The 11,307-nt window shown below is 67.1% G+C and carries 10 protein-coding genes; 4 read left to right on the forward strand and 6 right to left on the reverse strand.

The features are described 5' to 3' along the window. Positions 1–215: 215 nt before the first annotated feature. Complete coding sequence (locus D6T63_RS11640; protein ID WP_120149196.1) at positions 216–3,227, reverse strand: bifunctional [glutamine synthetase] adenylyltransferase/[glutamine synthetase]-adenylyl-L-tyrosine phosphorylase; 3,012 nt, start codon at positions 3,225–3,227, stop codon at positions 216–218. Positions 3,228–3,265: 38 nt separating this feature from the next. Then, entirely contained in the window at positions 3,266–4,606 is a 1,341-nt protein-coding gene (gene glnA / locus D6T63_RS11645) for a type I glutamate--ammonia ligase (protein ID WP_120149293.1), read from the reverse strand. Positions 4,607–4,915: 309 nt separating this feature from the next. On the opposite strand from glnA, the gene panB reads away from it, so the two are divergent. Then, on the forward strand, positions 4,916–5,800 hold the full coding sequence (panB, locus tag D6T63_RS11650; RefSeq protein ID WP_120149197.1) for a 3-methyl-2-oxobutanoate hydroxymethyltransferase: 885 nt from the start codon (positions 4,916–4,918) through the stop codon (positions 5,798–5,800). A gap of 24 nt (positions 5,801–5,824) precedes the next feature. Here the strand turns inward: panB and D6T63_RS11655 are convergent, their stop codons facing one another. Further along, entirely contained in the window at positions 5,825–5,986 is a 162-nt protein-coding gene (locus D6T63_RS11655; RefSeq protein ID WP_120149198.1) for an SPOR domain-containing protein, read from the reverse strand. A gap of 127 nt (positions 5,987–6,113) precedes the next feature. Here D6T63_RS11655 and map point away from each other — a divergent pair, with 127 nt between their 5' ends. After that, the gene (gene map, locus D6T63_RS11660; RefSeq protein WP_120149199.1) at positions 6,114–6,992 is read left to right on the forward strand and encodes a type I methionyl aminopeptidase; all 879 of its coding nucleotides are present in this window, start codon (positions 6,114–6,116) and stop codon (positions 6,990–6,992) included. A 94-nt stretch (positions 6,993–7,086) separates the two neighbouring features. Next, positions 7,087–7,902 (forward strand): polyphosphate--glucose phosphotransferase, encoded by an 816-nt coding sequence (ppgK, locus tag D6T63_RS11665; RefSeq protein WP_120149200.1) that lies wholly within the window; start codon positions 7,087–7,089, stop codon positions 7,900–7,902. Between the two features lie 169 nt (positions 7,903–8,071). Here ppgK and nrdR read toward each other — a convergent pair whose 3' ends face one another. The 3 genes from nrdR to D6T63_RS11680 all read right to left on the reverse strand — a co-directional run bounded on the left by nrdR (position 8,072) and on the right by D6T63_RS11680 (position 10,632). Continuing rightward, positions 8,072–8,569 carry a transcriptional regulator NrdR gene (nrdR, locus tag D6T63_RS11670; protein ID WP_120149201.1) on the reverse strand — a complete coding sequence of 166 codons (498 nt, stop codon included), beginning with the start codon at positions 8,567–8,569 and terminating at the stop codon, positions 8,072–8,074. Between the two features lie 100 nt (positions 8,570–8,669). Beyond that, a complete protein-coding gene (gene hisD, locus D6T63_RS11675) occupies positions 8,670–10,055 on the reverse strand; it encodes a histidinol dehydrogenase (protein WP_235830695.1) in 1,386 nt (461 codons plus the stop codon). Between the two features lie 49 nt (positions 10,056–10,104). Beyond that, entirely contained in the window at positions 10,105–10,632 is a 528-nt protein-coding gene (locus D6T63_RS11680) for a hypothetical protein (RefSeq protein ID WP_120149203.1), read from the reverse strand. Between the two features lie 135 nt (positions 10,633–10,767). On the opposite strand from D6T63_RS11680, the gene D6T63_RS11685 reads away from it, so the two are divergent. Then, positions 10,768–11,295: a flavin reductase family protein gene (locus D6T63_RS11685; RefSeq protein ID WP_235830696.1), complete on the forward strand. Its 528-nt coding sequence runs from the start codon at positions 10,768–10,770 to the stop codon at positions 11,293–11,295. Positions 11,296–11,307 lie beyond the last annotated feature (12 nt).

The raw sequence follows: 11,307 nt of genomic DNA on the forward strand, positions 1-11,307 counted from the left end.
GACCGTCAGCGAAACGTTCTTGCCGAGGGCAACCCTTCAGCAAGGTTTTTCCTGTCTCGCCAGTCCACGGTCGCGCCTTACCTCCGCTGTGCAAGCACCTTCATGCGATCACTCACCCCCGTGCTAGCCGATCGGTTCGCGGCCAGCAACGAATAGGAGGATCCGCCGCGCCAGACGCGGAGGCTGCCTCCCAGGAGCCGTTCACCGGTGCGGCCTCAGTAGCCGTAGAAGTGCCGTTCGAAGATGGCCCGGCTCCTGCGCGTCATGCGGAGGTAGTCCTCCTCGAGGTCTGCGCCGCTGCCCGGTCCGTACCCGCACCACCGTGCCACCGCCTCGAGGTCACGGCGGGGTGAAGGCAGGAGGTCGGAGTTGCGACCACTCCAGATCACGTTTGCCGCTCGGATACGCGTGGCGAGGCTCCAACCGGCCCGCAGCGTGGCGACGTCCTCGACAGGAAGCAGCCCCTCGTCCGCGATGACGTCCAGCCCCGAGAGCGTGGACTGCACCCGCAGGGCCGGAATCGCATGGGCGTGCTGCAGCTGGAGAAGCTGTACGAGCCATTCGACATCACTCAGTGCCCCCCGTCCGAGCTTGAGGTGCCGTGACGGGTCAGCGCCGCGGGGAAGCCGCTCCGACTCGACCCGGGCCTTGACCCGCCGGATCTCCCGGACGTCGGAGTCGCCGAGCTCCTGCGGGTAACGGACGGGATCGATCAGTGCGAGGAACTCGGCGGCGAGCCCGTCGTCGCCGGCAAGCGGCCTCGCCCGGAGGAGCGCCTGCGCTTCCCAGACGAGCGACCAGCGGCGGTAGTACTCCCGGTAGGAGTCGATGGAACGAACCATAGCGCCCTGCTTGCCCTCGGGCCGCAACGCCGCATCGATCTCCAGGACCCGTTCTGCACGGACCGGAGGCTTGCACGGCTGGGTCAGGAGGGCGGCAAGGCGGGCCACGATCGCCTCGGCCTGCTTCTGCGCAGCAGCCTCGTCCGCACCCTCGAACGGGCGGTGCACGTAAATCACGTCAGCGTCTGAGCCGTACGTGATCTCACGTCCGCCCTGCCGGCCCATGGCCATGACGACGATGTCGGTCAACCGCTCCTCCCCCCGCCCGAGGATCTCCTTCTCCGCGACGTGGAGTGCTCCAAGGATCGCGGCGCGGTCGGCATCCGCAAGGGCCTCTCCCACCTCCGCCTGCGTCAGGAGGTTCGAGCTGTCGGCGATGGCGATCCGCAGCAACTCGCGGCGTCGGATCAGGCGGATCAGGCGGATGGCCTCGCCCGGCTCCGGATGCCGGGACATCTTGGATTGGATCTCCTGCCATTGCGCCTCGAAGGTATCGGGCACGAGCGCGGCATCGGATCCGAGCCACTGCGTCGATTCCGGGGAGACCTCCAGCAGATCGGTGATGAACCGGCTACTCGAGAGCACGGCGCAGAGGCGTTCCGCCGCCGCGTTCGAGTCGCGGAGCATCCCGAGATACCAGTGACTCTCGCCGAGTGATTCGCTCAGGCGGCGGAAGCCGAGGAGGCCGGCATCGGGATCGACGCCGTCGGCGAACCATGCAAGCAGGATGGGCAGTAGCTGCTTCTGCAGCATCGCGCGTCGGCGCAGTCCGCCGGTCAGGGCCTCGATGTGGCGCATGGCCCCGCGTGGATCCTGATAGCCGAGGGCCGCCAGGCGGGCTTGCGCCGCTTCGGCCGTCAGCTGGACGTCCTCAGGTTGGAGTGTTGCCGCGTTGTTGAGCAGCGGTCGATAGAAGATCGCCTCGTGAAGCCGCTTCACGAGGCGTCGCGTGCGCTGCCACTTCTCGTTGAGGCTCTGCGCACTGGGCCTGATCGTGACCATGCGCCCCTCGGATGAACGTGCGAGGGACCGCAGGGACGTCTCGTCCTCGGGCATGAGATGCGTACGACGCATCTGGGTCAGCTGGATCCTGTGCTCCAGGACGCGCAGGTAGCGGTAGGAGTCGTCGAGGTCCAGTGCGTCCGACCGGCCGATGTAGCCCGCCGAACTGAGGGCGGCTATCGCGGACACGGTGTCCCTGACGCGCAGCGACTCGTCCAGCCGCCCGTGCACCAGCTGCAGCAACTGGACCGTGAATTCGACGTCGCGCAGGCCCCCGGGTCCGAGCTTGAGCTGGCGCGCCTCCTCCTCGCGCGGGATGTTGTCCGTGACGCGGCGGCGCATGGCGCGGACGGCTTCGACGAAGCCCTCACGCTGCGACGACGCCCACACGAAGGGGGCGATGGCCTCCTCGTACCGGCGGCCGAGCCCCGGGTCACCCGCGACGGCGCGCGCTTTGAGGAGAGCCTGGAACTCCCACGTCTTCGCCCACCGCTGATAGTAGGACACGTGGGATTCCAGGGTCCGCACGAGTTGCCCGTCCTTGCCCTCTGGCCGGAGGTTCGCATCCACTTCCCAAAGCGCCGGTTCCGGGCCGGGTGAGTAGACACCGCGGGACATTCCGGAGGCCAGGCCGGTGCCGATCCTGGTGAGCGTCGTGTCATCGAGGTCGTCGGCCTCCACGACGTAGACGACGTCGACGTCGGAGATGTAGTTCAATTCGCGGGCCCCGCACTTACCCATCGCGATCACTGCCAGCCGGACCCGGGCGACGACGTCGGGCCCGTAGACCTCGCCGAGCTCCGCACGTGCGACGGCGAGCGATGCCTCCAGCGCAGCCGCGGCGAGATCGGCAAGCTCACGCGCGACGACGGGTAGGTAGTCGACCGGCGCGCAGTGGGAGAGGTCCCGGACCGCGAGATCGGTCAGGTGCCGTCGGTAGGTCACCCGCAGTGCGCGGTAGGCGTCCACTCCTACGGCACCGGCCACCGGGTTGTCGTCCGCCGGGTCGGCGACGACGGATCTGAGCAGGAGGGACCTGAGGTCTCCGGGTTCGACGACTCGCGGCATGGCAGGCCCCGGCGCGACGACGTCGAGGTGCTCCGGGTGGCGCATGAGGAACTCTCCGAGAGCTTCGGAGGCACCGAGCAGCCGGAACAAAGATGCACGCCTGCCTTCGTCCGAGAAGGCGGCATCGACTGCCCTGCGATGGACGGCCAGCAGGCGCACGAAGGACTGCAGCGCGAGGTCCGGGTTTGCGGCGACCGCGAGCCCGGCGAACAGGGCGTCGTCGTTCAGTCCCTGCAGCTCCGGTGCGTCCAGGAAGCGCCGACTCTTCTCGAGGTCCGTGAAGCCGTAACTGATCAGCTTTCGGTTAAGGCTCATGAGCCAACATTAGCCAAGCAGCGAGCGGCGGACAGGGCTCACAGGATGTTGAGGTTCCGGCGCAGTTCGTATGGCGTCACCTGGATGCGGTAGTCGTGCCACTCGGCGCGCTTGTTCCGCAGGAAATTCTCGAAGACCTGCTCACCGAGGATGTCCGCCACGAGCTCGGAGTCCTCCATGACGCGGATTGCATCGTGGAGGCTTGCCGGCAGCGGATCGTGTCCCATTGCGCGGCGTTCGGCAGCGGTGAGGCTCCAGACGTCGTCCTCGGCGGCCGGAGGGAGTTCGTAGCCCTCCTCGATGCCCTTGAGACCGGCGCCGAGCAGGACGGAATAGGCGAGGTAGGGGTTGCTCGCGGAGTCGATGCCCCGGTACTCGATGCGTGCGGATTGGCCCTTGTTCGGCTTGTACAGCGGCACGCGGACCAGCGCGGAGCGGTTGTTGTGACCCCAGGACAGGTAGCTGGGTGCCTCTCCCCCACCCCAGAGCCGCTTGAAGGAGTTCACGAACTGGTTGGTCACGGCCGTGAACTCGGGAGCGTGCCGGAGGATGCCCGCGATGAAGTGCCGCGCGGTCTGCGACAGCTGGAACTCGGCGCCGGCTTCGTAGAAGGCATTGGTGTCGCCCTCGAACAGGGAGAAGTGCGTGTGCATGCCCGAGCCCGGGTGCTCGGAGAACGGCTTCGGCATGAAGGTCGCGTAGCTGCCGGACGTCAGCGCGACTTCCTTGATGATGGTGCGGAACGTCATGATGTTGTCCGCGGTCTGCAGCGCGTCGGCGTAGCGCAGGTCGATCTCGTTCTGGCCGGGACCGGCCTCGTGGTGGCTGAACTCCACGGAGATACCCACGGATTCGAGCATCGCGACGGCGGTCCTGCGGAAGTCCTGCGCCACACCGCCCGGTACATGGTCGAAGTAGCCGGCATGGTCGACGGGGACGGGCTGCCCGTCCGGTCCGACGTCGGCCGACTTCAGCAGGTAGAACTCGATCTCGGGATGCGTGTAGCAGGTGAAGCCCATGTCCGCGGCCTTCGCCAGGGTCTTCTTGAGGACACCGCGGGGGTCTGCGGTGGACGGCTGGCCGTCCGGGGTCAGGATGTCGCAGAACATGCGCGACGTCTGCTCCTTGTCACCGCGCCATGGCAGGATCTGGAATGTGGTCGGATCGGGTTGCGCGAGCATGTCCGATTCGTAGACACGGGCGAGGCCCTCGATCGATGAGCCGTCGAAGCCGAGCCCCTCCTCGAAGGCGCCCTCCACTTCCGCCGGAGCGAGGGCGACCGACTTCAGCGAGCCGACGACGTCGGTGAACCACAGGCGCACGTACCGCACGTCGCGCTCCTCGATGGTTCGCAGTACGAACTCCTGCTGCCGGTCCATGACCACCCTCATTCCTTGATTCGTCGCCCGGGCCGCCCCATCGGGGCAGCGGACTGTCCATGCCCGACGTCGTGCGCGTCCAGCCCAGCACTCCCGCGGCACACTCGTGCCCTGCGGGCATTCAAACGCCTGCCGTCAACACTCTACTGACCCGCACGCGCAGTTCGGGTGCGGCCGGTCCGCTCATCGTGGCGCGCCCTTGCCGGCATGCCGCTTCGGCACTGCGTACGCGACCTGGCGCCGAGCATGATCCGGTCGACGAATGACGACGGCAGGCGGCCGCACTGCGGGGTCCGATAGTCTCGTGGCATGACGTCCGCTGAATTGCCCGCCCCCTACGGAGACGGTGTGGCCCCGAACTCCGCCGGACCGTCGGGCACATCATCGGGACCGAGGATCCCTGGCAGGATCCGGATCCACCACCTGCAGCAGGCCAAGGACACGGGCACGCACTTCGCGATGCTCACTGCCTACGACCAGTACGCCGCGGCGGTGTTCGACGAGGCCGGCATCGAGGTCCTCCTCGTCGGCGATTCGGCAGCCAACAATGTCCTCGGACACGCCACGACATTGCCCATCACCCTTGACGAGATGATCCTGTTCAGCCGTTCGGTGAGTCGAGCCTCGCACCGGGCCCTCGTCGTGGCCGACCTGCCGTTCGGCAGCTATGAGGTGTCACCCCAGCAGGCAGTGGAGTCCTCGGTCCGGCTGCTCAAGGAAGGACTTGTGCACGCCGTGAAGATGGAGGGCGGCGCCGACTACGCCGACACGGTGCGCGCCGTGGTTCGCGCCGGCATCCCGGTCATGGCGCACGTCGGTTTCACCCCGCAGAGCGAGCACGCTCTCGGCGGCTATCGTGTCCAGGGCCGGGGTGAGGCGTCCCAGCGGATCGTGGACGACGCCGTCGCCCTCGCCGAGGCAGGGGCGTTCTGTGTGCTGATGGAGATGGTGCCCGCCGAGACGGCAGGTGCCGTGGAGGCCGCGGTGCGCGTACCGACGATCGGCATCGGAGCGGGTCCCGGCACGACCGGCCAGGTACTCGTCTGGCAGGACATGGCCGGGCTGCGCGGCGGCCGACAGGCGAGGTTCGTCAAGCAGTACGCGGACCTCCGGACAACCCTCTCGGACGCAGCCAGGGCCTACGCGGACGATGTCCGGGGAGGAACCTTCCCAGGACCGGAGCACACCTTCTGACAGTCGGACCCTGCAGCGTGGGCCCTAGTCGTCGTCCCTGTCCCAGTCGTCATTGCGCTGCTGGACTTTTTCGAGCGCCTTCTCCGCCTCGGCGCGGGTAGCGTAGGGCCCGAGAAGCTGCGACCAGTCCGACAGCCGGTCCTCCTCGATCTCGTGCGTGCGAACGTTGAACCAGTACTCCGTCATGTCGACCTTCTTCTGTCCGGGGCTTGTGGATCCGGCCCCGTGGATGCGGGACCCGCGCCGTGTCATCCGGGCGTCGGAGCGCCAGCTCTGACAGCTGTCGTACCGACCCCGCTATAGGATCAAGGGTATGCCCCAGCCATCCGCCACCGCCCCTCTCGGGACCCTGACACCCGGCACCATCTCGCCGCAGCGTCCCGTCCCACCGGGCATCGCCCGTCCCGAGTACGTGGGGCGCACGGCGCCTGCACCGTTCACCGGATCCGAGGTCAAGACACCGGAGACCATCGAGAAGATCCGCGTCGCGGGCAGGATCGCCGCACAGGCCATCGTCGAGGTCGGACACCACGCGAAGCCCGGCGTCACCACGGACCACCTCGACCGGATAGGCCACGAGTACATCCTCGACCACGGCGCCTACCCCTCGACGCTCGGCTACCGTGGCTTCCCCAAGTCGCTCTGCTCATCGCTCAACGAGGTCATCTGCCACGGCATCCCGGATTCGACGGTGCTCAAGGACGGCGACATCCTCAACATCGACATCACGGCCTACAAGGACGGGGTGCATGGGGACACGAACTACACCTTCTGTATCGGGGATGTCGACGAAGAGTCACGCCTTCTGGTCGAGCGCACGCAGGAGTCCCTCAATCGGGCCATCAAAGCCGTGGCCCCCGGTCGCGAGATCAACGTCATCGGACGATCCATCGAGTCCTACGCGAAGCGCTTCGGTTATGGTGTTGTCCGTGACTTCACCGGGCACGGCGTCGGAGAAGCGTTCCACACGGGCCTGATCATCCCCCACTACGACGCCGCCCCCGCCTACAACCGTGTCATCGAGCCGGGAATGGTCTTCACCATCGAACCGATGCTCACCCTGGGGAGCATCGACTGGACCATGTGGGCGGATGACTGGACCGTCGTCACGAAGGACCGCAAGAGGACAGCGCAGTTCGAGCACACGCTCGTTGTCACCGACCGCGGCGCGGAGATCCTGACCCTGCCCTAGCGCAGCCTCCCCGCACTTCCTGCCCGCACACTGCACCACGCCATTCCGGCTCGCGCCGACCCACCTCAACGCCGACCCACCTCAACGGAGAATCATGGCCAAGGACATCGAGAAGAAGAAGTCGAAGAAACTCCCCGCAACAGTCATCGGCGTCGATATCGGCGGCACGGGCATCAAGGGCGGCATCGTAGACCTCGAGAAGGGCGTGATCGTCGGCGAGCGGTACCGCATACCCACGCCGAAACCCTCGACTCCTGAGGCTGTGGCGGAGGTCGTAGCTCAGATCGTCGCTGAACTGTCGGCTCGACCCGAGGGTCCCGGAGCCGACGTCCCGGTGGGAGTCACGTTCCCAGCGATCATCCAGCACGGTGTCGCCCGCTCCGCGGCCAACGTGGACAAGAGCTGGGTCAACACGGATGTCGACGCCCTGTTCACGAAGGTCCTCGGTCGCGATGTCCATGTGATCAACGACGCCGACGCGGCCGGGCTCGCCGAAGTCCGCTACGGAGCCGGCAAGGGAAAGATGGGCACGGTCCTGGTGATCACCCTCGGAACCGGTATCGGCTCAGCCTTCATCTTCGACGGAAGGCTCGTTCCGAACGTGGAACTCGGGCACCTCGAGGTGGACGGCCACGACGCCGAGACCAAGGCTTCCGCCGTCGCTCGTGAACGGGACGGCATCGACTGGGACGAGTACGCCGTGCGCCTCCAGCGCTACTTCGCCCACGTGGAGTTCCTCTTCTCCCCCGAGCTGTTCATCGTCGGCGGCGGCATCTCGAAGCGCAGCAGCGAGTACCTGCCCTCCCTTCAACTGCGTACCCCCATCATCCCGGCACAGTTGAAGAACCATGCGGGAATCGTCGGCGGCGCCCTGCAGGCAGCACTCCTTCAGTCCAAGGGCCTGAGCTAGTCCGAGGGCCCGAATTCCCGGACAAGCCCCGTATAGCGGTGAAGCCCGGTACGGATCGGATCCGTACCGGGCTTCACTTCTGTCCCGGTCCTGCCTCCCACGAGGCGGACGTGGAACCGGTGGTGGCGTCGGCTTCCCCTCCGCAGCCACCACCGGGGTCTCATGGGCGCTACCGCGCCGTCAACGGCCTCTGCGCCCCGGCGGGCACGCGCTCGTTGTCACTCGTCTGCCGGCGAAGGGTGCTGATGGCCTCTTCGAAGTCCTCGAGGGATTCGAAGCCCTGGTACACGCTGGCGAAACGCAGGTAGGCGATCTGGTCGAGCTTGCGCAGTGGCTCCAGGATCGCGAGCCCGACTTCATGCGCATCGATCTCGGCGACACCGCTTGCACGGACCGTCTCCTCGACCTCCTGCGCCAGCAACGCGAGGTCGTCCTCCGTGACGGGCCTGCCTTGGCACGCCTTGCGGACGCCGTTGATGATCTTCGACCGACTGAAGGGCTCCCCGGCACCTGAACGCTTGACTACGCTGAGGCTCGTCGTCTCGACGGTACTGAAACGCCGCCCGCACTGGGGACACAGACGACGACGGCGGATTGCTGATCCGTCATCTGCGAGCCGGCTGTCGACGACACGCGAGTCGGGATTGCGGCAGTACGGACAGTACACAGCTCCCCCTTCAGTTCCTCGGCGGTCATTATGCCCAGTTTAGGACTACATGTGGTGAAACAACAACACTGTAATTACCAGATGTAGTGGCCGGAAGCCTTCAGGAGGCAGATTCCGACATCTTCTCGAAGCGTGCCAGAACTGCTTCACCGTGCGCAGGGAGATTCTCAGCAGCCGCAAGGGCCACGATCGACGACGACACTTCGCGCAGGGCGTCCCGATCGTAGTTCACGAGCTGCACCGCCTTCAGGAAGGTCGTGACGTTCAGGCCGCTCGCAAAGGCAGCGGTGCCGCCCGTCGGCAGGACGTGATTGGATCCGGCACAGTAATCTCCGAGGCTGACCGGGCTGCTGGCGCCGATGAAGATGGCCCCCGCGTTCCGGATACGCGCCGCTACTCCTGCCGCGTCTGCCGTCTGGATCTCGAGGTGCTCCGCCGCGTAGGCGTTGCACACGGCGATGCCCTGCTCGATGTCGTCGACCAGGATCACTCCCGATTGCGAGCCGGACAGGGCCGTCCGCACGCGCTCGGCGTGGCGCGTCCGTGCGGCCCGCACCTGAAGTGCTTCGACGACGGCTCCGGCAAGGCCCCCGGAATCCGTCACGAGCACCGATGCCGCCTGTGGATCGTGCTCCGCCTGGCTGACCAGGTCCGCGGCCACCAGGTCCGCGTTGGCAGTCGCATCGGCAAGGACGGCTATCTCGGTGGTCCCTGCTTCGGAATCGATGCCGACCTCACCGCGCACCAGTCGCTTGGCTGTGGCTACGAAGACGTTGCCGGGTCCGGTGATGACATCAACAGGGTGGATCGCAGCACCGACCACCGCCGGGTCCTGCACCCCGGCATCGGCGATTCCGTAGGCGAGGGCAGCCACGGCCTGCGCACCGCCCATGGCGTACACCTCGGAGATGCCGAGCATCGACGCGGCCGCGAGGATGACGGGATGCGGCCAACCGCCGAACTCCTTCTGCGGAGGGGAGGCGAGTGCGATGGATCCGACCCCGGCCGCCTGGGCGGGAACGACGTTCATGACAACGGATGAGGGGTAGACCGCCAGGCCCCCGGGCACGTACAGGCCCACGCGGTCGACGGCGATCCACTTGTGGGTGAGGGTGGCTCCAGGAGCGATGTCGACCTCCACGTCCCGGGGCACCTGGGCCTGGGCGAAGATGCGTGCGCGGCGGATGGCCTCGTCGAGGGCCGACCTCACATCGTCGTCGAGCCCCTCCACCGCGGCTGCGATCACCTCGGCCGGCACGCGGGGGTGCTCCTGCTCGACGCCGTCGAAGCGGAGGGCGAAATCCCGGAGTGCAGCGAAGCCACGGCTCCGGACGTCATCGATGATCTCCTGCACTGCGCTCTCCGAGGACCGGGCACTCGCGGCTGCCCTCGGCATGGCGCGCTTCAACTCACCCGGCGACAGTGCCCGGCCCCGAAGATCGATCGTCCTGAAGGCAATGGATGAGGTGCTGGGCGCTTGGGTCACCTCCGAAGTCTATCGGGAGCCGCGGCCGGTCCTCGCGGACCGGAAGCGGTCAGGACCTCCGGCGTGCAAGGCCGATGAGGGCCGTGACGAAGATGATCACGGCGGCGACGGCGGGCCAGATCGCGAGAGCACCGTACGACTGGAGCAGGAAGTCGGACCCGGGAAGCTCGTCGCGCCCGTGCGGGCCGAACAGATAGGCGAGGCCCTCGCCCACGCCCAGTGCTAGCAAGGAGCCGAGCACCGAGCCCCCGATTGCGGCGAGGATACGGGCTACGACCCCGGGGCCCCTGAGCCTGACCGCGACGACGGTACCCACTGCGACGCCCGCGACCAGTTCGAGGCCGGCCAGGGTGAGGTCACGAAGCACCCACTGGTCTGCACTGACCGGATCGCCGAAAACGCGCCCGGTCGGAGCGAGCAGCCACCACGCCACCCCGATGACGGCCCCCAGCAGGATGGTCGAACCGAGCCACCAGAAGACTCCGGCCGGTGGCACGGATCGGCGGTTCTCGGCGACAGCGTAGACAGCAGGTGGATAGTTGCTCGAACCGGCATCCGGTTCCTGGCTGGCACGCATGACTTCTACATTAACAAACCACCCCGTGTCCGGGGACCGCGCCTAGTGTTGTTGTGGCAACGCGAAGGGTCATCCTCATCGGACGGGCCCTCCACACAGCGCTGTCCACCGCCGTCGATCCCCCGGAGGAACCACGTGAACAATTCGAGCACCGCGCCGGAGCTGCAGCCCCTTTCCGAGTCGCACGGCGAGTCCTTCCGCGAGATCTTCCGCCGCCATGCCGCCGGCGTCGCCATCATCACGGCCACGTACAACGACATCCCCTTCGGGTTCACGGCCACCTCGGTGGCCTCGCTGTCCGCCGAGCCACCGCGGTTCTCGTTCAACATGGCGCGGACGTCATCCTCGTGGCCGGCGGTGGCCAATACGAATTTCGTGGGGGTGCACATGCTCAGCACCGAGAACGAGGGTCTCGCCAATCGCTTCGCGCGGACCAAGGACCGTTTCACCGGTGACCACTGGGAGTCCGGCCCCGAGGGCGTGCCCATCCTGAAGGACGTTGCCGGCTGGCTCGTGGGACGCATCAGCATGCGCCTGTCCTTCGAGAACAACGCCGTGGTCGTCGCCGAGGTGGTCGCGGGGAATATCGGGCCTGACGGCGCCCCCCTGCTCTACCACGGCGGCAGCTACGGAACGCCGACGACGACCGACTACGTGATCTGACTCGCCTGGCCG

Origin of the sequence: Arthrobacter cheniae, assembly GCF_003602275.1 — a bacterium.
Taxonomy (GTDB): Bacteria; Actinomycetota; Actinomycetes; order Actinomycetales; family Micrococcaceae; genus Arthrobacter_D; species Arthrobacter_D cheniae.